Annotated in this window: 21 protein-coding genes; 9 read left to right on the top strand and 12 right to left on the bottom strand. The window is 60.8% G+C overall.

The genetic code is table 11. The annotated features are described in order from the left end of the window. Positions 1–195: 195 nt before the first annotated feature. From DXY16_RS01820 to DXY16_RS01835, 4 genes are all read left to right on the top strand, one after another. A complete protein-coding gene (locus tag DXY16_RS01820; RefSeq protein ID WP_115119006.1) occupies positions 196–1,041 on the top strand; it encodes a cytochrome c oxidase subunit II in 846 nt (281 codons plus the stop codon). Continuing rightward, the gene (ctaD, locus tag DXY16_RS01825; protein ID WP_115119008.1) at positions 1,038–2,708 is read left to right on the top strand and encodes a cytochrome c oxidase subunit I; all 1,671 of its coding nucleotides are present in this window, start codon (positions 1,038–1,040) and stop codon (positions 2,706–2,708) included. Before DXY16_RS01820 ends, ctaD begins: the two co-directional genes overlap by 4 nt. Continuing rightward, a complete protein-coding gene (locus DXY16_RS01830) occupies positions 2,705–3,304 on the top strand; it encodes a cytochrome c oxidase subunit 3 (RefSeq protein WP_115119010.1) in 600 nt (199 codons plus the stop codon). The genes ctaD and DXY16_RS01830 overlap by 4 nt, the downstream gene beginning before the upstream one ends. Before the next feature lie 130 nt (positions 3,305–3,434). Then, entirely contained in the window at positions 3,435–3,845 is a 411-nt protein-coding gene (locus DXY16_RS01835) for an AbrB family transcriptional regulator (protein WP_115119012.1), read from the top strand. Between the two features lie 35 nt (positions 3,846–3,880). Here the strand turns inward: DXY16_RS01835 and DXY16_RS01840 are convergent, their stop codons facing one another. Next, positions 3,881–4,465, bottom strand: coding sequence for an HdeD family acid-resistance protein (locus tag DXY16_RS01840; protein WP_115119014.1), 585 nt, complete (start codon positions 4,463–4,465; stop codon positions 3,881–3,883). 87 nt (positions 4,466–4,552) lie between these two features. Further along, the gene (locus DXY16_RS01845) at positions 4,553–5,218 is read right to left on the bottom strand and encodes a riboflavin synthase (RefSeq protein WP_115119016.1); all 666 of its coding nucleotides are present in this window, start codon (positions 5,216–5,218) and stop codon (positions 4,553–4,555) included. 65 nt (positions 5,219–5,283) lie between these two features. Here DXY16_RS01845 and DXY16_RS01850 point away from each other — a divergent pair, with 65 nt between their 5' ends. Together DXY16_RS01850 and DXY16_RS01855 are read left to right on the top strand one after the other, a co-directional pair. Further along, positions 5,284–5,922, top strand: coding sequence for a bifunctional nuclease family protein (locus DXY16_RS01850; protein WP_170953794.1), 639 nt, complete (start codon positions 5,284–5,286; stop codon positions 5,920–5,922). An 18-nt stretch (positions 5,923–5,940) separates the two neighbouring features. Next, positions 5,941–7,098 (top strand): aldo/keto reductase, encoded by a 1,158-nt coding sequence (locus DXY16_RS01855; protein WP_115119020.1) that lies wholly within the window; start codon positions 5,941–5,943, stop codon positions 7,096–7,098. On the opposite strand, the gene DXY16_RS01860 is transcribed toward DXY16_RS01855, so the two are convergent. From DXY16_RS01860 to topA, 5 genes are read right to left on the bottom strand one after another with little or no spacing between them, the layout of a single operon-like run. Further along, entirely contained in the window at positions 7,087–8,121 is a 1,035-nt protein-coding gene (locus DXY16_RS01860; protein ID WP_115119022.1) for an ABC transporter substrate-binding protein, read from the bottom strand. The two genes, DXY16_RS01855 and DXY16_RS01860, sit on opposite strands and share 12 nt — an antisense overlap. Then, positions 8,118–9,329: a nicotinate-nucleotide--dimethylbenzimidazole phosphoribosyltransferase gene (locus DXY16_RS01865; protein ID WP_115119127.1), complete on the bottom strand. Its 1,212-nt coding sequence runs from the start codon at positions 9,327–9,329 to the stop codon at positions 8,118–8,120. Before DXY16_RS01865 ends, DXY16_RS01860 begins: the two co-directional genes overlap by 4 nt. A 33-nt stretch (positions 9,330–9,362) precedes the next feature. Continuing rightward, a complete protein-coding gene (locus DXY16_RS01870; protein ID WP_115119024.1) occupies positions 9,363–10,028 on the bottom strand; it encodes a DUF2232 domain-containing protein in 666 nt (221 codons plus the stop codon). Positions 10,029–10,048: 20 nt separating this feature from the next. Then, a complete protein-coding gene (locus DXY16_RS01875) occupies positions 10,049–10,528 on the bottom strand; it encodes a hypothetical protein (protein ID WP_115119026.1) in 480 nt (159 codons plus the stop codon). After that, positions 10,528–13,218 (bottom strand): type I DNA topoisomerase, encoded by a 2,691-nt coding sequence (gene topA, locus DXY16_RS01880; RefSeq protein ID WP_115119028.1) that lies wholly within the window; start codon positions 13,216–13,218, stop codon positions 10,528–10,530. The genes DXY16_RS01875 and topA overlap by 1 nt, the downstream gene beginning before the upstream one ends. A 137-nt stretch (positions 13,219–13,355) precedes the next feature. Between topA and DXY16_RS01885 the strand changes: the two genes are divergently transcribed. The 3 genes from DXY16_RS01885 to DXY16_RS01895 all read left to right on the top strand — a co-directional run bounded on the left by DXY16_RS01885 (position 13,356) and on the right by DXY16_RS01895 (position 16,432). Further along, on the top strand, positions 13,356–14,927 hold the full coding sequence (locus DXY16_RS01885; protein ID WP_115119030.1) for an NAD(P)H-quinone oxidoreductase subunit N: 1,572 nt from the start codon (positions 13,356–13,358) through the stop codon (positions 14,925–14,927). Continuing rightward, a complete protein-coding gene (locus DXY16_RS01890) occupies positions 14,920–15,636 on the top strand; it encodes an ABC transporter ATP-binding protein (protein ID WP_115119032.1) in 717 nt (238 codons plus the stop codon). Before DXY16_RS01885 ends, DXY16_RS01890 begins: the two co-directional genes overlap by 8 nt. Positions 15,637–15,697: 61 nt before the next feature. Further along, on the top strand, positions 15,698–16,432 hold the full coding sequence (locus DXY16_RS01895) for a response regulator transcription factor (protein WP_115119034.1): 735 nt from the start codon (positions 15,698–15,700) through the stop codon (positions 16,430–16,432). Here DXY16_RS01895 and DXY16_RS01900 read toward each other — a convergent pair. The 5 genes from DXY16_RS01900 to DXY16_RS01920 all read right to left on the bottom strand — a co-directional run bounded on the left by DXY16_RS01900 (position 16,398) and on the right by DXY16_RS01920 (position 20,532). Next, complete coding sequence (locus DXY16_RS01900; protein ID WP_115119036.1) at positions 16,398–17,393, bottom strand: M23 family metallopeptidase; 996 nt, start codon at positions 17,391–17,393, stop codon at positions 16,398–16,400. The genes DXY16_RS01895 and DXY16_RS01900 overlap by 35 nt on opposite strands. A 30-nt stretch (positions 17,394–17,423) precedes the next feature. Then, positions 17,424–18,185, bottom strand: coding sequence for a biotin--[acetyl-CoA-carboxylase] ligase (locus tag DXY16_RS01905; RefSeq protein ID WP_115119038.1), 762 nt, complete (start codon positions 18,183–18,185; stop codon positions 17,424–17,426). Then, positions 18,185–19,378 (bottom strand): aminotransferase class I/II-fold pyridoxal phosphate-dependent enzyme, encoded by a 1,194-nt coding sequence (locus DXY16_RS01910; RefSeq protein WP_115119040.1) that lies wholly within the window; start codon positions 19,376–19,378, stop codon positions 18,185–18,187. Before DXY16_RS01910 ends, DXY16_RS01905 begins: the two co-directional genes overlap by 1 nt. Then, positions 19,365–19,691 (bottom strand): thioredoxin, encoded by a 327-nt coding sequence (gene trxA / locus DXY16_RS01915; RefSeq protein WP_115018493.1) that lies wholly within the window; start codon positions 19,689–19,691, stop codon positions 19,365–19,367. The genes DXY16_RS01910 and trxA overlap by 14 nt, the downstream gene beginning before the upstream one ends. 70 nt (positions 19,692–19,761) lie before the next feature. Then, positions 19,762–20,532 carry a PspA/IM30 family protein gene (locus tag DXY16_RS01920; RefSeq protein ID WP_115119042.1) on the bottom strand — a complete coding sequence of 257 codons (771 nt, stop codon included), beginning with the start codon at positions 20,530–20,532 and terminating at the stop codon, positions 19,762–19,764. Positions 20,533–20,614: the final 82 nt, after the last annotated feature.

Genomic DNA, 20,614 nt, shown 5'->3' on the forward strand with positions numbered 1-20,614 from the left:
CATTCGCCCACATTCACGCCACAAACGTCTCCTTCCGCTGACAGATTCACGACAAAATGGCCACAATCGCAGCAACCAAAAGGATTTCGATGAGCAGCATCATCAAGATTCCAGGAATTTCCAAACGGCTTAACAATCAACGTGTGGTTGCCATCTGACGATGCCCATAGCCTGAAATGAACCACGGATCGTGCCGTGCCAATCCCCTCTTCAATTCTCACCCTTGTTCTGGGGATGATCCTGGTACTGGGTGGACTCTGGATCGGTCAGAACGTCAACCTCCTGCCCGCCGATGCCAGTGCCAATGCACCCGTCTACGACGAACTCTTCCGAGTTCTCTTCAGCATCGGCACCATCCTCTTCATTGGCATTGTTGGGCTGGTGATCTTCAGCCTGATTCGCTTCCGCCGCAGACCTAGCCAACGCGGCGATGGCCTTGCGATCGAAGGCAACCTACCGCTGGAAATCTTCTGGACAGCAGTTCCCGCAATCGTGGTGCTGTTCGTCGGGCTGTACAGCTACGACATCTATGACCGAATGGGCGGCATGACCCCGCTCAACCACGGCATGGATCACTCCGCTCCGATGCATGATCCGTCACCTCCCGACGAGAATGGAGAACGGGTTTGGGGAGGGATTGGCACCAGCTCCATCCAGGCGAAGGATGGTGGTGCCATTGCAGCCGTGCCCATTGAAGTCACCGCCATGCAATTCGCCTTTCTGTTCCGCTATCCACAGGGCGATTTCATCTCCGGAGAGCTGCATGTGCCAGCAGGAAAGCCCGTCAGCTTGCGCATGGAAGCGAAAGACGTGATCCATGCCTTCTGGGTGCCTGAATTCCGACTCAAACAAGACGTGATTCCTGGACAGCCGACCGTACTGAACTTCACCCCCACAAGGCCCGGCACCTATCCGATCGTCTGCGCAGAACTCTGTGGTCCTTATCACGGTGGTATGCGCTCATCTGTCGTCGTTGATGACCCCGAAAGCTACGAAGCCTGGTTCAACGCCAACAACACTTTGGAGGTCGCCGACGCATGACTGTCTCTCTCACACCGCAGGGTGAACAACACAGACCTTCACTGCAACCGACTGGGTGGCTGCGCTACTTCAGCTTCAGCGTCGACCATAAGGTGATCGGTCTGCAGTATCTCGTTTGCGGATTTCTCTTCTATCTGATCGGAGGTGCTCTCGCAGGAGCCATCCGCACCGAACTGGTCAGTCCGATGTCGGACTTCATGCCGAGAGATGTTTATAACCAAGTGCTCACCCTGCACGGAACGGTGATGATCTTTCTCTGGATCGTCCCCGTAGTGAATGGGGCCTTCGGCAATTACCTGATCCCGTTCTACGTAGGGGCCCGCGACATGGCCTTCCCGCGGTTGAATGCAGTTGCATTCTGGTTAATTCCGCCAGCGGGGCTGTTATTGATCAGCAGCTACTTCATCACCGGTGCAGCCCAGTCTGGATGGACCGCCTATCCACCGCTCAGCACCACTACCGCAGCCAGCGGACAAGTGATCTGGATCTTGAGCGTGCTTCTTCTAGGCGGAAGTTCAATCTTCGGCGGCATCAATTTCATCGCAACGGTGCTCAAGCTGCGACGACCTGGATTGAAGCTGATGCAATTACCGATGTATTGCTGGGCCATGCTGGGCACAAGCATTCTCGTCGTGCTCTCGACCCCCGTCCTCGCAGGCACACTCATTCTTCTCAGCTTCGATATTGTTGCCCATACCGGATTCTTCAATCCAGGGCTTGGCGGAAATGTGGTGGTGTATCAACACCTTTTCTGGTTCTATTCACATCCAGCGGTTTACATCATGGTGCTACCAGCCTTCGGACTGGTGAGTGAAATCCTGCCTGTTCATTGCCGTAAACCACTTTTCGGCTACGCAACAATGGTGTACTCAATCATGGCAATCGTTGTGTTGGGCCTAGTGGTGTGGGCCCATCACATGTTCACGAGCGGTACACCTCCATGGATGCGCCTGTTCTTCACCATCGCCACCGCCTTCATCGCCGTTCCCACAGGAATCAAGTTCTTCAACTGGCTAGCCACCCTGTGGGGAGGACGAATTGCCTTAAACAGCGCTGTTCTCTTTTCATGCGGGTTCATCATCAATTTTGTGCTCGGAGGCATCACAGGAGTGGCCTTGGCTCAGGTGCCTTTCGATGTTCATGTGCATGACACCTACTTTGTCGTCGCCCATTTCCACTACATCGTCTATGGAGGCACGGTGTTTGTGATCTTCGCGTCGATCTATCACTGGTATCCGAAGGTCACCGGTCGCATGCTCAACGAAACGCTGGGTCGCCTTCACTTCCTGCTCACCTTCATCGGCTTCAACCTCTGTTTTGCCCCCCAGCACTGGCTGGGCCTCAACGGCATGCCAAGACGGGTGGCGGAATACGACCCACAGTTCGCTTTCATTAATCAGCTCAGCAGCGCTGGGGCACTGCTGATGGCCATCAGCACGCTTCCCTTCCTCTGGAACGTGGTCGACAGCGCTTTCCGAGGTGAAATCGCCGGCGACAATCCCTGGAACGCTCTGACGCCTGAATGGCTCACCAGTTCACCGCCACCGGTTGAGAACTGGGAAGGGGAAGCACCTCTTGTTCATGAGCCTTACGGCTACGGCGTGCCCATCGACCAAATCGACCTAGCGGCTGCCAGCGGCAGTGACCTCTGGAGCAGCGGCAAATGACCAGCCTCAAGCCATCAAGTACCGACGTCGCCAGCAGCGCGACTGACCACGCCCATCAGGACCACCGCATGTTTGGTGTCGCGACCTTCTTGGTCGCTGACGCGATGACCTTTGCCGGTTTCTTTGCCGCTTACCTCACCTTTCATGCTGTCAATCCGCTTCAGCCCGATGCCATCTATGAGCTTGAGCTGCCCCTACCGATCCTGAACACGGTGTTACTGCTGGTGAGCAGCGCCACCTTCCACAAAGCCGGCCAAAACCTGCGCAAGGGTGCCAACCAGGTGTGCCGCCAGTGGCTGATGCTGACCGCAGTCCTCGGCCTGGCATTTCTAGTCAGCCAAATGGTCGAATACTTCACCCTGCCCTTCGGACTGACCGACAACCTCTTCGCCAGCACCTTCTATGCCCTAACTGGCTTCCACGGCCTCCACGTCACGCTTGGGGCCTTGATGATCCTGATCGTTTGGTGGCAATGCCGCACTCCAGCCGGCCGGGTGACCTCTGAAAATCAGTTCCCGCTCGAAGCCGTTGAGCTCTACTGGCACTTCGTTGATGGGATCTGGGTTGTGCTCTTTCTGATTCTCTATCTGATCTGAGCACAGCCCTGAGCAAGGCCCCTACAAGAAGCATCAAGCCTGCTGGGAGAAAGAGAAGGCCAAAAAGCGAGCATGATCCTTGCGGCAATTGCTCAGAATCGCCAGAATTCAATTAACTCTTCCTGATCAGATGCTGGTCGGCCAGGAACTCCTCGACAAAGCTCGCGCCCTCAGCAATCGGCGTGAAGATGAAATCGCACGTGGATGCGGCTATGTGGGCCCCAGCGGACGGGTACTGAAGAAAAGCTTCTACAAGGCGCTGGTGGAAGCGAAGGGATACACGCTTCCATCCGCCAGTGGCAATGCTGGTGGTGGCACCAGAGGTCGGCAGGCAGAATTCCGCACCAGGGTGCATGGGAATGGCAATCTCTTAATCGGCCATGCCTACACAAGACGGCTTGGTCTTGAGCCCGGGCAGGAATTCCGAATCGAACTTCACAAGGACTCCGGCTCAATCTGGTTGCTTCCACTTGAGGAAGACGCAGCCATGAGCGGTGATGAGGCCCTATCTGCTCAGACAGGATCAGACGAAGCCACCTGAATCACCCCCCCTTGACCTGCAGGATTGATTCAGCTTCAAGCCGTTGCCGGCGGATCCTGACCATCGTGAAGACTGGAACTGAAGGCGATCAAGTCGATCCCGCTGAACAGGAAGCTGATGCCCACAAGGGTCCCCAGCACCCAGAGAAGACCCCAGAACTTAAGGGTGACGATCAGCAGGCCAAGGATGAACGTGATCACTCCATTCGCAATCGCCCAGCGAGCACCAGGTCGACTGCTGTTGATGAGGCCGCTGAAGAAAGCCACCACCCCCTCAACCAGAAAGACGATACCGATCGCCAAGGCGAAGACAGCGACCTGCTCGAGGCTGTCTTGACGCAGATCCTTGAGAATCGAACCACCGGCCACGATGAACAGGGTCGAAACAACCAGTCGCCAGAAGCAAACCCAGCGGCCCATCCGTCCAGCACGGACCAAGTTGCTGATCCAGCCCACCAAGCCGCCGATCAAGAACAAAACACCGACAACAGCCACTGTCCAGACAGAGGCCAAGACGGGAAACACAAGGGCAAGAATGCCAAGCACAATCAGCAAGACGCCTTCGGCGATGGCAAAGGCCTTGAAGCTGCCCAGAGAGTCAGGGCGCTCATCCACGGTCATTTTTGGTTCACAGTGAACAACTCCCGCAAGGTATTGACGACCTCCGGGCGCGGCCACTTTTCATCACCGTTTCGCCGGCGGCACCGCTCAGCTCCAGCCGTGGTCCGTCAGCCATGCAGGAGTGATCGTGGCGTCATTTGGGTTTTGATCCATGTCGCCACCTGAGACGGGCTGGGCCAGCAGCCTTTCGGTGTAGCGAGCGATCAGATCCGCCTCAAGATTCACCACAGCGCCAACGGCAAGGTGCTGCAGGGCCGTGGATGCCCAGGTGTGCGGAATCACCGCGACCCAGAAACGACGTCCCGCCTCAGAGCAGCCCGCCACCGTGAGGCTGACCCCATCCACAGCGATGCTCCCTTTCTCACAGACATAACGGCCATAAGTGGGCTCTCGCCACTGCAGCTCCAAGCGCCAGGACTGCGGCAACGCCTCCACCGCCATCACCTCTCCGGCCCCGTCGATATGACCGCTCACTAGATGGCCACCAAGTCGATCCGCCAGCCGCAAAGCGGGCTCGAGATTCACCGCGCCACGTTTCAGAGCCTTGCTTCCGAGTGTGGTGCGATGCAGTGTCTCCTCACTCACATCAGCCAGGAAGCCATCACCGACGCATTCAGCCACGGTGAGGCAGACCCCGTCGACCGCGACGCTATCGCCAAGTTGAAGCGGCAGGAATGGGCCACATCCAGCCACCATCAGACGTTGACCACGTCGCTGCACGGATCCAACAGCCTGCACCAGCCCAGTGAACATCGCTTCCCTCCCATGGCCGTTCCTCTCGCCATAATCGGATAAAGGGCAGAGAGGCCGTGGTTGAAATGCACGTTGCCGGGATTGCTCTCGATGCCGGCAGTCGAAGTCCAATTGTGCTCCTGCGCGACCCTTCCGGGCGCCGTCAGGTGCCGATCTGGATCGATCAGCCCCAGGCCCACAACATCATGGCCGGCCTTCAGGGAGAAGAACCACCTCGACCCCTCAGCCACGATCTGATGGTGGCCCTGCTGGAGGCGGGCGAGTTGGAGCTGGAGCGTGTCATCATCCACGCCATTGAAGACAGCACGTTTCGGGCACTGCTCAAGCTCCAGCGCTGCGGCCATAACGGCGTGGACGCTGATCAACTGAAGGGTGACGACCAGAGCGAGGAGAAGGGGCAGGAGCAACCTCCAGAGACGCAGATGGCACCGCCTGAGGCCGTCGCCGACAGCAGCGAAGACATCGAGATCGATGCACGCCCCAGTGATGCCATTGCCCTAGCGGTGCGGACTGGCACAGGCATCTGGATGCTGGAGGAAGTCGTGGCTGAAGCCTCAATCCCCGTCGATGCCGAGGCCGACTCCGAAGAGCAGGACGAATTCCGACGTTTTCTGGATCAGGTCAGTCCTGCAGCCCTCGTCCGTCACCTCCAGTCTCGACAGCCTGATGATCCGAACGACGCGAGCGGCGAGAACGCGCCATGAGCGCAACATGACCACAGCATGAATGCAGCTCCCGCCGTCCGCACCCCAGCCCGTCGCCGCTTCGGTGATGGACCGGCTGTGAGTCTCTTCACCCTCGGCACGATGCGGGCACTCACCTCTCCTGCCCAGATGCAGGAGGTGCTGGAAGCGGCGGTCACAGCAGGGATCAACCATCTTGAAACCGCGCCCGCCTACGGCCCTGCAGAGGCGTTTCTGGGCCAGGCACTGCGGGACCTCAGCGATCGGGGCATCGCACCAAGTGGCGGCTGGGTGATCACCAGCAAGGTGCTTCCAGGAGTGACGTTGCAGGAGGGGCAGGCCCAGCTCCGGAACTGCCTCCAGCGTCTTGGAGTGCCGAGGCTCGACAACTGGGCCATCCACGGTCTGAATCTGAATGACCATCTCCACTGGGCCCTGAAAGGGGATGGACTGGCGCTGATGCGCTGGGCCCGCGAGGAAGGCCTAGTCGGTCAGGTGGGCTTCAGCAGTCATGGCACGACCGAAGTGATCGCTGACGCCATCGCCAGTGGCAGGTTCAAGTTCTGCAGCCTCCACCTCCACCTGCTGGATCCTGTTCATCTGCCCCTAGCCGCCTCCGCCCTCCAGGCGGACATGGGGGTCATGGCAATCTCCCCCGCCGACAAGGGCGGGCGCCTCCAGGACCCCAGCCCGACCCTTGAGGCCGATTGCAGTCCCCATCACCCTCTCGAACTCGCCTACCGCTATCTGCTCAGCCGCGGTATCAGCACCCTCACCCTCGGCGCCAGCCGAGCCGAGGACCTGCATCTGGCCCACCAACTCGCCGAAGCGGAGCAACCCTTGAGCAACAGCGAACACCAGGCGCTCGATCAACTGCAGGCACGCCGCAGCGAGCGGCTGGGGCGCGATCAATGCGGGCAGTGCAGGGCCTGCCTGCCCTGCCCAAACCAAGTGCCGATTCCGGAATTGCTGCGCCTGCGAAACATGCGTCTTGGCCACGATCTGCGTGGTTACTGCGAAGAGCGCTACAACCTCATCGGACGCGCCGGCCACTGGTGGGAATCGCGCAACGCCAGTGCTTGTGAACGCTGCGGAGACTGCTTGCCTCGATGCCCGCACGACCTGCCCATTCCCGATCTCTTGGCAGAGACCCATGCCCTGCTGGCTGCAGCACCACGGCGGCGGCTATGGGGTTGAATCGTCCCAGCGCTCCGCCAGCTGTTGCGCCTCAGGGGGCGATAGAGGGCTGAGACTCCAGCAACGGTCCCAGATGGATTGAGGCGGCAGCACGACAGGACGCAGACGCGACGGCACAGACGCACGCAGCCCCCTAAACACCTGCTGGGGCAAAGGTGGCACCCAGCCCTCAGCCAGCAGCCCAGCCAGAAGCGGCTCGCTCCAGGCCTCCTCAACCCAGGCCTGGGGCAGTGGTTCCTTGGTTGTGGCAGGCCGCATCAACAGCGTCCAATTCAGAGGCGCACCCTGCTCAGGCAACACCGCCTTCACCCGCGGATCACTCCTGAGCATCTTCATGCATCGCACTAAAGGCAGAACCGCCACCCGAGCCTTGCCCTGCAGCAGCCAGTTGAGAGCATGACGATCGTCAAACACTCGAGCCGCTCCCCGCAGACGACGCAACGCATCAGGCGCATCGATGTGATCGGCAAGACTGAGCACAAGCCTGGGGCTAGCGGGGAGCACCACCTGCCCAGCCAGGCCAGGCTCGAGCAACGTTCTCCACCCCTGCTTGGCAACATTCGGCCCGTCGTCATCGCCCCGGAACACCATCACCCAGGGACTGACCGACACAGGCAACAGAGCCGCAGCCAAATCGGGAGGGAAGCTCCCCAGCAGGCTGACAGCCTGCTGACTGAGGCGCTCACGCAGCGAGGGCGCTCCTAAGGACTGCAAGGCATCCGGGGGGAGCTGGGGAACCCAGCCGTCCGGAAGGGCTAGGAGGTCCGCCGGCAGCGGAAGCTGGCCCTCCAGCTGCCGGATCGATTCCAAGGGTTTGTACTGCCAAGGCTTAGCGATCCGGCGGCGCCAGAGCATCGGCAGAGTCTCAGGGGCCGCCATCAACGTGGGGGCAGCGGCCCTGGCACATCCCGAAAGGCCACTCATACCAAGCAGCAAACCCATCTGCAGCACCTGGCGCCGCCGGATCCCCGCCGGGGGCAGAGCAGGTGAACGCAGGGATGGAACGTTGGAGTCGGCCGTCATGGCTCCGACCCTAAAGACCCGCCACCAGTGCACCCACCGGGCTGTTGCAACAGAGCATCCATCGCCCGATCGCAATCCGCCAGCAACTGATCCGTACCAATACCGCGCAGCTGGGCGAGTAGAGCCAGCCCCCCTGCACCGACCCCCTCCTTCACATGACCGAGTTCGTAATCGCGAAGCTGCTGATGGCGACTCAACTGCAAACGAAGACCACTGGCGATCGCCAAAACAGGGAGCTCCAAAAAACGGGAAACGCGCTGCAACAGCTCCGGGAAGGCTGGAGGGCTAGGCCTCTGATCCACCATCTCCGCAAGCTGCTCAACCGCCAGCCAGGCGGTGGTGCCCAGAAGTAACTGACTTGCCAGCACTGGGCGCTCGTGAGGGGCACAGCCGGTCAGAGCAAGGGCCAGCACAGCCAGCATCTGACTGCCCCCCGCCAGCATTAACGGCTGGCCGGACTCCATGGCCCCCTCGATGAGCCCAGCGGCTAGGGCCTGAAACGGGTCCCCCACGGCAGCAACCAAGGGCTTCGGCTGAATAGGCGGGCGCAGAGCAGCCGCTTTCAGCCCGTCAGCGACCAGGCTTTGTTTCAGGACAAGAGGTGGCTGCCGAGCACTACCGCTCACCAGGTCATCCACGGGCACCCCAAGGCCACTCAGTACAGCCTGCGCTGTGGTGGTGCCTCCCGGGACGCATTCCGCCAGCACGAGCGGCCCCCGCAGCACAGACCCCAGTCGCCGCCCGCGCTCCCAAAGCCGCTCGACCCTGTCAAGCGACATCGCCTGACCACTGCTGAGACAGTCCGCAGCCCCGAGGGAGGGTGCTTCAAAACGCAGATGCGGGAACGGGGGCTGTTGATGCAGACCGATGGCCGCCACCTCAGGCGCCAGGGCGAGTCGTTGGGCTGCAGCCCAGCTGATCAGTGCCGGTGAGACCCCTGCCGGCAAAGGGGGGAGGGGCCAGTGCGGCTGATGAGCAGGCCCATGCAGCAACAGCTCGGCATCAGCGATAGCCGTGTAGCGACGGGATGCCGTTGTGGCCCCTGCCGCCGAGATCCCTGGGACCTCGGCGGTGCGGGTGGCCGCCAACACCACCAGCAACGAGGGTTGAAATGCCTGATCACACCAAGGGCGCAAGCGGGCGGTGAGATCGGCATGCGACCAACCTGCACCGATCAACTCACATCCAGGCGGAAGGATTGAGGCCATGGTGGGAGACATCGCAGAGGAAGGAGGTCTGCTTCAGAGAGGGTCAAGGGCAACCAGGCCCTCTAGCGCCTTCGGAGGCGATGGAACAGGAGCCTTCAGACGCGGAAAGATCCAATACGACAGAGCGTGCAGGGCAAGCACATAGATGAGCTGCTGCAGCATCACCAGGCCCAGCGCCATCAACTGCACCTGCTCGAGATCGGGGGAAAGGGTGACGCGCAGAGGTAAATGCAACAGCACCAGGACATTGTTGAGGGTGCTGATCAGGCCATTGAGCATGTTGTCACCAGCCCGGGTAATCACCACCCAGAGGTTCTCTCCCACCAGCAGCGACAACACCACGACCCTCACCAGAAAACCGGCTGCACCGAGCAGGGTTCCCAGGCCCCAGCTCAGCCACCAGCTCAGACCCCGAAGCCAGCACCAACCCAGCCAAAGCGAGAGCAATCCGTAGGGGAAGAGGATCAAAGGCCCGCGCACGGGACCCATCAGAGCCACCAGAAGCAGCACCGCCAAAACCACGCCCTCCAGGCCGGCCTTCCAGCCTCGTCGCAGCAGCAAAAGCGCCAGCGGCAGGGGCAGCGCCAGCCTGAACAGCGCCCCACCAACGGGCAAGTAATAGAGCGCCAGCCAAATCAGGCCTGCGGTAGCGGCCAGATAGGAGGTCTCCATCACCCGCAAAGCCTGGCGACGGCTCATGCCATGACCGACAGGCCGGCTCAAGGTTTCGCTCCTCGGCGATCCGGGGTCACCTGCAGGGTGGCAGGGGGCTGAATGCGCTCGATCCTCTCCACTTCAAATTCAATGCCGGCCTCCCGCAGGGACCTGGTCACCACTTCAGCCGGAGCGGAAGGATCCGCCGCCGACAGTCGAATCGTGATCCTGTAAGGCTGAGGAGTCGCTGGCTTGGGGCGCGCCTGGCTCACCACCGCTCGGGACGGCACCGCAGTGGCTGGCTTGTCATCCTTGCTATCCGCAGAAGCCCCCTCCGCTGGCGTTGACTTCAACGGCTGGGGACGGGGCTTCTGCGGTGATGGCTCGCCGCTAGATGCAGAGGTTGAAGGCACCGACGCGGTGCCGGCAGCGGGTGTGGACGGTGCATCAAAACTGTCTGCAAGCTTCTGGCCAACAGGGTTATTCCCGCAGGCCTGCAGGAGCATGAGCGCCACCATCAAGAGGCCAGAACGGGCCTGGACCATCAGGCATCTCCAGGCTTGATCACGCGCACGGCACTGGCGCGGAGCCGACCCGTTTTGGTGGTCGCCGGTGGCTTCTTGGCCGCCGGCTTCTTAGCAGCAGCCTTTTTGGTGGTCGTCGTTTTGCGTCGGGAGGTCTTTTTGGCCGCGGCCTTGGCCTCCAGCAGTTCAACGGCATCCTCCAGGGTGATGTCGTCAGCCCCCTTCCCCTCCGGCAAGGAGGCATTCACTTTGCCCTGTTTCACATAAAGGCCATAGGGACCGTCGTACACCTGGATGGATTCATCACTGCCCTTGGGCTTGCCGAGATCTTTGAGAGCGGTGCGACCTCCACGCCCACGCTTGGGCATGGCCAGCAGTTCGAGAGCCCGACTCAGGCCCACGCTCAGCACATCGTCCTCCCCCTTGAGCGAGCGGTAATCCTTCTCGCCCTTGCCCTTGTCCCACACCACATAGGGTCCGAAACGCCCGAGGCCAGCTTGCACCTTGCCACCATCCGAATGCTCGCCAAGCAGGCGGGGGAGGCGCAGCAACCCAAGGGCATCGTCTAAGGAGAGGTCCTCGGGCTTCACACCCTTGGGAAGCGAAGCCCTCTTGGGTTTGGGATTCTCATCGCTCACCTGGCCGCGCTGGACATAGGGGCCGTACTGACCAAACAGCAAATAAACCAAATCGCCGGTCTCAGGATCCTCACCCAGGGCTTCAGGCCCATCGGCCTTCTGCTTGAGGATGAGTTCAGCCTTCTCGGCATCGAGGTCAGCAGGAGTGATTTCCAGCGGCAGCGTTGCTTTGAGCAACTCCTCCTCGCCATCCTCCCCAACACGCTTGGCCTCGAGATAGGCCCCAAAACGTCCGATGCGCACCACACAGGGCAGACCCTCGAGATCCACCGTGCGTGAGGTCCCGGAATCGATGTCTCCTTCCCGTTGCTGGACGAGGTTCTCAAGGCCCTTTTCGCCCTTGTAGAACCCATCGAGATAAGGCAACCACTGCACCTTGCCGTGGGAAATCTCATCCAGAGTGTTTTCCATCCGAGCCGTGAAGCCAGGGTCCACCAAATCGGGGAAATGCTCCTCAAGAAGAGCCGTCACAGCAAAGGCAGTGAAGCTGGGGGTGAGGGCATTGCTCTGCAGGCTGGCGTAACCGCGGTCAACAATCGTGCCGATGATGCTGGCGTAGGTGGACGGACGGCCAATCCCTTCTTTCTCAAGCATCTTCACGAGGGATGCCTCGCTGAATCGAGCCGGCGGCTGGGTCTGGTGACCGAGTGCCTCCACCTCCTGAGGACTTGGGGCATCACCACTTTTCAGTGCAGGCAGCAGCACTTCCTGCCCCTCAAGGGCCGCATCCGGGTCATCGCTGCCTTCGACGTAAGCGCGGAAGAAGCCTGGGAAATCAATCCGTTTGCCGTTCGCCCGGAAGCGGGCTTCGCCAACCGCAAGCTCAACAGCCATCATCGTGAGCCGCGCTTCAGCCATCTGACTGGCAACGGTGCGCTTCCAGATCAGTTCGTAGAGCGAAAGATCCCGCCCCTCAAGTCCCGTTTCAGACGGAGAGCGAAAGCTTTCGCCGGCCGGGCGGATCGCTTCGTGAGCCTCCTGGGCATTCCGAGCCTTGGTACTGAACTGACGTGCTGCCTTGCTGAGGTATTCCGTGCCGTAGCGGGATTCAACACAGCTGCGAGCAGCCGTAATTGCCTGTTCGGATAGGTGCACCGAGTCGGTGCGCATGTAGGTGATGAACCCTCGTTCGTAGAGCCCCTGCGCGCAGCGCATGGTCTCCCGTGCGGAAAGCCGCAGTTTGCGGTTCGCCTCTTGCTGCAGGGTGCTGGTGGTAAAGGGCGGAACAGGGCGCCGCACCGTCGGCTTCTCCTCCACCGCCTCGACACACCAGTCACCACTGCGCACTTGGTCGGCCAGGAGACGGGCCTCGTCTTCACTGAGCAGACGAACGGCACTCCCCTTTTTCAGGGCTCCTGTGCTCTCATCAAAATCGTTACCGGTGGCAATCTTCTGACCACCGAGATGGCTGAGTTTGGCATCAAAACTGCTGCCGGAATGGCTGAGCCTTGCTTTGAGGTCCCAATAACTGCCACTGCGGAACGCTCTTCTAGCCCGTTCACGCTGCACGAGAAGGCGAACAGCCACCGACTGCACCCTGCCGGCGGAAAGCCCCCAAGCCACTTTCTTCCAAAGGAGGGGGGAAAGGGTATAGCCGACAAGGCGATCGAGGATCCGGCGAGTTTCCTGGGCATGCACAAGCTCCATATCGAGCTCTCGTGTGTCATCCAGAGCCCGGGAGATGGCCTCTTTGGTGATCTCGTGGAACACCATGCGCTTGACAGGCACCTTGGGCGACAGAAGTTCGAGCAGGTGCCAGCTAATGCTTTCCCCTTCCCGGTCTTCATCAGTCGCCAAGAGGAGCTGATCCGCCCCCTTCAGCGCGTCCTTCAACTCGCGCACCACCTTCTTCTTGTCCTTCGGAACCACATAGAGGGGTTCGAAGTCGGATTCAGTGTTGACACCGAGGTTGGCCCATTTCTGCCCTTTTTGGGCCGCTGGGATCTCGCTTGCGTTGTTGGGGAGGTCGCGCACATGACCCATCGAGGCCTCAACCCGGTAGCCCTTGGGGAGGAAACCACGGATGGTTCGGGCCTTGGTGGGGCTCTCGACGATGACCAGGGTGTTCGCCACAGGCGGGAGGTAACCGTTCCCTTCTTTATCGCACCGTCGAACCAACTGCAGCGAATGGACAGGTTTTCATGGCCTCAAGCAGGTCGATCCGGCAGCGCGGCTACAGTCATCCGAACAGGTCTGATCCCGCGAGCGCCATGCCCGAGTTGGGTGCACTGCTTCTCTCCACCCAGGCCATGCCCGCGCCGGGCGAATTGCTGAATCTGGCGCTAAATGCCGGAGCCATTGCCCCGGAGGGGGCAGTGCTGCTGGCCATGCTGGCCACCCTTCTGGTGGACCTGGCTGGTGAACGCGTCGCCATCCGTTGGGTCCCTCCCATCTGCTACCTAGGCCTTGGTGCTGCCCTTGTGCTGCTGGCCCTGCAGTGGAATGCACCTCTGGAGCCCTCTTTCCTCGGGGCCTTTCTCTCCGACCGACTGGCCATCGCCTTCAGGGCGGTGGTGGCGATGTCCACCTTGCTGTCATTGCTGATCAGTTGGAGATACGCAGAAAAGAGCGGTACGCCCGTTGGTGAATACGCCGCCATCCTCCTAGCGGCAACCTTGGGAGGCATGCTCCTCTGCGGTGCCACCGATCTAGTGAGCGTATTCGTCTCGCTGGAAACCCTCTCAGTCGCTAGTTATTTGCTCTCGGGCTACATGAAGCGGGACGCCCGCAGCTCGGAAGCGGCGTTGAAATATTTGCTGGTCGGTTCAGCCGCTGCGGCCGTGTTCCTTTACGGCGCGTCCCTGCTGTATGGCCTGAGCGGCTCCACCAGCCTCGAAACCATCGGTCTTGCTCTGATCGATAGTCCATCGCCTTTGGCAGCCCTTGCCCTGGTGTTCGTGCTGGCAACAGTGGCGTTCAAAATTGCTGCTGTGCCTTTCCACCAGTGGACGCCTGATGTGTACGAAGGCTCACCAACTCCGGTGGTGGCCTTCCTCTCGGTGGGGTCCAAGGCAGCAGGTTTTGCCCTTGCACTGCGCATCCTCGTGGGCTGTTTCGGCTCCTTCGATACCCAGTGGAAGCTGCTGTTCACAGTCTTAGCCCTGCTGAGCATGACCCTCGGCAACGTGGTGGCGCTGGCCCAGACCTCGATGAAGCGCATGCTGGCCTACAGCTCGATCGGCCAGGCGGGCTTCGTGATGATCGGCCTGGTGTGTGGCACCGAAGAAGGCTTTGCCGCCATGGTCCTTTACATGGCTGCCTACCTGTTCATGAATCTGGGCGCCTTTGCCTGCATCATCCTTTTCTCCATCCGTACCGGTAGTGATCGAATCTCCGACTACGCCGGTCTTTACCAAAAGGATCCCCTGATCACGCTCGGACTGAGCCTCTGCCTGCTCTCTCTGGGAGGGATCCCGCCGATGCTTGGCTTCTTCGGCAAGATTTACCTCTTCTTCGCCGGCTGGGCCGATCACCAGTATCTCCTGGTGGTGGTTGGCCTGATCACCTCCGTGGTGTCGATTTACTACTACATCGGGGTGATCAAGATGATGGTGGTCAAGGAGCCCCAAGAGGCCTCTGACGTGGTCAAGGATTATCCAGAGGTGACTTGGAACACCATCGGCCTACCCCCACTCCGCTTCGCCCTGGTGACTTGCGTGATTGTCACTGCAGTGGGAGGCATTCTTTCCGATCCGATCTTCCGCTGGGCCAATAGTGCCGTTGACGGCACTCCGCTGCTGCAGCAGGCAATCGCCATCGCTAGTCAGAAAGCGATTGGCTGAGCCCTCCACCGCTGACCCCGGCCATCCAGTCGCCCGTCTGACGGGCGTGAAAAAGATCTACGGCCAGGGTGCAACTGAAGTGAGGGCCCTTGATGGCCTTGATCTCACCGTTCAACAAGGCGATTACCTGGCTGTGATGGGCGCCAGCGGATCCGGCAAGAGCACGGCGATGAACATTCTCGGCTGTCTCGATCGCCCCAGCACAGGTGAATATCTGCTGAACGGCGTGGCAGTGGAACAGCTTGATGATGACCATCTCGCCGATCTGCGCAATCAGCAACTGGGGTTCGTGTTTCAGCAGTTCCATCTGCTCCCGCACGCCACGGCCATGGAAAACGTCATGCTTCCCATGGTGTATGCCGGGGTGCCAGCAGCAGAACGGCGCCGTCGAGCTGCCGAGGCCCTTGACCGTGTCGGGCTAGCGGAACGACTGGAGAACCGTCCCAACCAGCTTTCTGGTGGCCAGCAGCAGAGGGTTGCCATCGCCAGGTCGATCATCAACCAACCGGCCTTACTGCTTGCGGATGAACCCACAGGAGCTCTCGACTCCCGCACCACCGAGGACGTGCTTGATCTCTTCGATGACCTGCACAGCCAGGGCATCACCCTTGTGCTTGTCACGCATGAGGATGAGGTTGCTGCCCGCGCCGAAACCGTGGCCTTCTTCCGAGATGGCCGTGTGGACAACATCTCCAGGAATCAGCAATAACTGAGAATTCGGTCAGGGCTTCTCAGCCTGTTTAACTTGGGGAGAGGCGCCTGCAGCCTGCATGCCAGACCCGTCAACACCACGTCTGCGCGTCCTCGTGGTGGACGACGAAGCCAAGCTCACCGAACTGCTTCAGCTTGAACTGGATGTCGAGGGCTATGACGTCGATATCGCCTGCGATGGAGCGTCCGGCCTGGTGAAGGCACGGTCTGAACCGGCCCCTGATTTGATTGTTCTCGACTGGAACCTGCCCGACTTCTCCGGTGTGGACATCTGTCAGCGCATCCGGCGAAGTGGCGTCACCATCCCGATCCTGATGCTGACGGGCCACGACGACATCGCCGATCGCGTCACAGCTCTGGATGCCGGGGTTGATGACTACCTGATCAAACCCTTCTCGATCGAGGAACTGATGGCTCGCCTGAGGGCGATGCAACGCCGGGCCCAGACCTTCTCTGGAGGGGGGCAAGGGCGAGAGCCGGTGGTCCTCACAATGAGTGATCTAAGGATCGACACCAGCACCCGCGATGTCAGCCGCGGCGACCGGCAAATTCAATTGTCCGTCAAGGAATACGATCTGCTTCTGTTCCTGATGCGTGCCGACGGCAAGGTTCTGGAACGTGCGGAGATTATGCGCGGCGTCTGGGGCGACAACTTCTACGGCGACGACAATTTGCTCGACGTCTATATCCGCTATCTACGCCAAAAGATTGAAGCGCCTGAATTACCGGCACTGATCCACACCGTGCGAGGTGTGGGATTCATCCTTCGTGACGCCTCGAGTCAGGAGACCTGAGGCTGTCCAGCAGCTGGCCCACCAGCATTGCTACGGCATCGCCACCCTCACCGGTGAGGGGATTGAGGTCCATATCGCCAGGATCGGTGGCCACCCATCCAGAGCCATGGGGCTTGCGCAACTCGAAATGCAGATGGGGTCCGGTGCTGATGCCCGTGCTTCCCACCCGGCCGATCACCTCACCCTGCCGCACCCGGTCCCCGCTCTTGACATAGAGCTCAGACAGATGGCCATAAAGGGTGCGCCGTTTCGGATTGGCATGCTCCAGCTCCACCGCGATGCCATAGCCACCAGCCAGGCCGCTACTGGCGACGCTGCCAGACAGGGCTGCCACCACAGGCGTGCCCTCAGGGGCTGCTAGATCCCTGCCAGCGTGCATCAACCACTCACCAAAAACTGGATGCAGGCGCCAACCGAACTCGCTGGTGGTGATCGCGGAACCGATGATCGGGAAGAGCAAGCGACGATCACCGTTCCCCACAAGCGGCAAGGGTCTCGGGGTGACAGAAAACACCGATTCGAGTCGAAAACCGCTGCCCCCGAGCAGGGCAGACACTGGCACGGTGATCGGAGGCAGGGGACGGCCATCCCTGCCCCGCCGCAGCGTGGTGGGCAAGCCAGCGCCACCTCTCTCGCGCCAAGCAATTCGCGCCGCCAGTCGGCGACCGGCCCCGCCCCGGATCGCGACCCCTGAAGCACACTCCTGACGGGACAGGGCCCCACTGCGACAGGCTTGCTGAAAACGCGGAACATCAATCGGCAGTCCCGGGGCATCACCCTCGAGCTCACGGCGTTCAGCAGGTGTAATCACCTGATTGCGCTCGAGATTTTCGAGCGAATGATCAAAGCGCAGAGGGGATTGCGGCGCGGGCAGATTCGCCGGAGGCCGCACTGGGCCAGAAGGATGAAGGGGCACCCCAGCGGGAACAGTCAGCAGCCAGGCAGCCGCGAGCCAACGCACAGCCCGACTCCAATTGTGTTCAGCAAGACTTTAGAGATCCGCAACAGGGGCATCGTTCCAACGAGTCCAGGTGTTCGTCCGGGTTCCCTGACGCAAACGCAGAGCACCATCCTCCGCTAGCCCCTCAATGCTCCAGCTTTCCCCACTGCGGGGATCCTGCACCTGTCGCGTCCACAACCGCATCTCAGTCGCATGGCAGACCCGCTCGGGGTCTGCCACCAGGGAGACAGCATGGTCTAGAGCCGCCAGCACCTCCGCCGTCCAGTGGAGCTGCTGAAGTCTTTGAACAGAAGGAATCTCCGTTAATGCAATGCCGCCAGGCGGCACCGCATTGACGACATTGAGACCCACACCGACTCGAGCCAAACGAACCTTGCTGCCGCGGACGACCATGCGTGGCAAGACACCTGCGAGTTTGCGGCCCTGCACCAAGAGATCATTGGGCCATTTGATCAGCACAGCCACACCGGAGGCCTCCAAGCGCTCCGCCAGCGCCACCGCCACCGCAAGCCCCAAGATCCCTGGCGCCGAGCAAGGCGCTGACCAGGGCAATACGGCGCTGAGCCAGACACCTCCAGGAGGCGACTGCCAGCGACGCCCCCACTGACCCTGGCCCAAGGTTTGACGACGGGCAATGACGGCCCGGGGGAGCACTCCGTCCCAAGGATGCAAACGCAACCAGTCGCTCAAAACCTGCTCTGTGCTCGCACACACAGGCAAACAACGCAACTGCCAAGGCGGAGCCCCGCTTTGTCTGCGCAGCCGAGCCAGGGAAGCACCCCCAGTTGGCATCAACACTGCTGGCGCCACCAGGGTTCTAAGCGAGCAACCGCGGCTTCCAGCTCTTCCACCGGCCTGACCAACGCAAGTCGCAGCCAATTCAAACCGGCATCGCCAAACCCCGACCCAGGCGTGAGTGCCAGTCCGGTGTGCTCCAGCAAGGCCGCGGCCAGTTGCTCGTCATCCCAATCGGAGGCAGAGGCCCAATCGGGTAGCGGCAGCCATAGGTAGAGAGCCATCGACGGGCAAGGGGCCTGCCAGCCAAGGCGAGTGAGGGCAGCCAGTGTTCGATCCCGACGTTCGCGGTACACAGGCAAAATCTGCTGAGGCCAGTCAGGGGCTTGAGACAGGGCTGCGATCGCGCCCTGCTGCAAGGCGAGCGACTGATTGAAATCGACCACACCCTTGAGCTGGCGCAATGCCGTGATCAACGGCTCAGCACCAACGGCGAAGGCCAGCCGGAAACCTCCCATGCACCAACCCTTCGAAAGGGAGAAGAACTCAATACCTCGCTCACGCCATCCATGCGTGCGCAGCAGAGCTGGAGCCTCACCGTCCAGAGCCAGATCCACGTAGGGATTGTCATGGGCGAAGACCAAATCATGACGTTTGGCGCGGTCCATCCCCTCGTCCAACCAGGCCTGCTCACCCACTTGAGCGGTGGGATTGTGGGGAAAGCCCATCACCATCAGCCGCAACTGGTCCCAACTACTGGCGTTGAGACTGTCGAAACAGGGGCGCCACTGCTGTTCAACGCGCAGAGGGAGAGAGCGAATCACCGCATCGGCGAGCAACAGGCCACCGCGATGGGAGGGATAACAGGGATCAAGGATCAGTCCGGCATCTCCAGGATTGAGAACAGCCAAAGGGAGGTGGGCTGTTCCCTCCTGGGAGCCGACCAAGAGAAGCACTTCCCGGTCGGGATCCACCGTCACATCAAAACGGTGGGCACACCAATCGACCACCGCTTCTCGCAGTGGACGCGTGCCCGCATGCAGGCAATACGTGGCACTTCCAGGGAGTTCCAGGGCCGAAGCCATGGCGTTGATCGCTACCGCTGGTGGATCCAAATCCGTGGAGCCCAGCGAGAGATCCACGAGAGGTTGGTGACCTTCGGCTGCACTCGTGCGATAACGCTGCTTGCGCTGATCGTTGCGATCGAAAACGCCGCTTCCGAGGCGTTTCAGTCGTTTAGAGGTGAGCATCCAGGAAGGCCTGCAGTTGGGGCTTGGCAATCGCTCCCTCCTGACGGGCAACTTCCTTGCCATCACGGAAAAGGATCAGACTGGGAATGCCCTGCACCTGATAAGCGTCTCGGGTGACGGGATTGCTATCCACCTCCATCTTGCCGACTAGCAACCTGTCGGCATAGGTCTCAGCAGCCCAGTCCATCAGGGGAGCCATCAGGCGGCATGGGCCGCACCAGGGAGCCCAAAAATCCACCAACACAGTGGATGTTGCCTGCAACACCTCTGAAGCGAACGTTGCATCGGTGTAGTCAGACACGGCTTGGCCCACTGCAGCTTGTAAAACGCCCCCCGATCCTATGAATCAAGGCGGGGGGTTGGGCAGAGATCAAGGCTGAGGTTCAGAGTTTGTCGATCGATTTCTTCAGTTCTTCAAGGTCGGCATCCACCTCAGACACCTTCACTGGCTTGACCTCTGGCGCCTCTCCGGCGGGCAAAGCCACGGCCTCAGGACCGCCGGCAAGCTGCTGGCGCAGGCTGGCCAATTCGTCGTCCACATCGTTACCGCCTTCCAGGGCCATGAACTGACTTTCGAGGTCAGCACCAGCCAGTTCTGCAGCCGCCTGGCTGCTGGCCTCCATCGCCTCCACCTTGTCTTCCATGCGCTCGAAAGCCGCCATGGCGGAGTTGGTGCCGAGGGTGCCGACGGCGTTCTGGAGCTGCTGCTGGGCCTGCGCCGCCTGGGCACGAGCCTTGAGCATGTCTTTCTTGGTTCGGGCCTCGGCGATCTTGCCTTCAAGTGCGACCAGGCTCTTCTTGAGGGTCTCCACCTGAGCGTCCTGGCCCTTCACCTGAGATGACAAAGAGGTCGCTGTCTCCTGGAACGTCTTGCGACGGGTCAGTGCTTCCCGTGCCAGGTCATCCTCACCCTTCTTCAGCGCCAATTCAGCACGCTCGTACCAGGTGCGGGCCTGAGCCTCAGACTGTTCAGCCTGATTGCGGAGTCGCTTCTGGCTGGCGATCGCCATTGCCACGGCCTGGCGCAACTTGACCAGATCCGCCTGCATGTCAACGACGGACTGGTCGAGGATCTTGACCGGGTCTTCCATGCTGCTCACCGCAGCATTGGCATTGGAACGGACCAAGCGGCTCAGCCGATCGAAGAAACCCATGGGTGGAGGTCAGCACAGAAGGGCAGCAGCTGGAGGCTAGCGAGACAGCCACGTCATCCCACCTACGATCCACAAACCACAG

Source organism: Synechococcus sp. UW105 (assembly GCF_900473935.1).
Taxonomy (GTDB): Bacteria; Cyanobacteriota; Cyanobacteriia; order PCC-6307; family Cyanobiaceae; genus Synechococcus_C.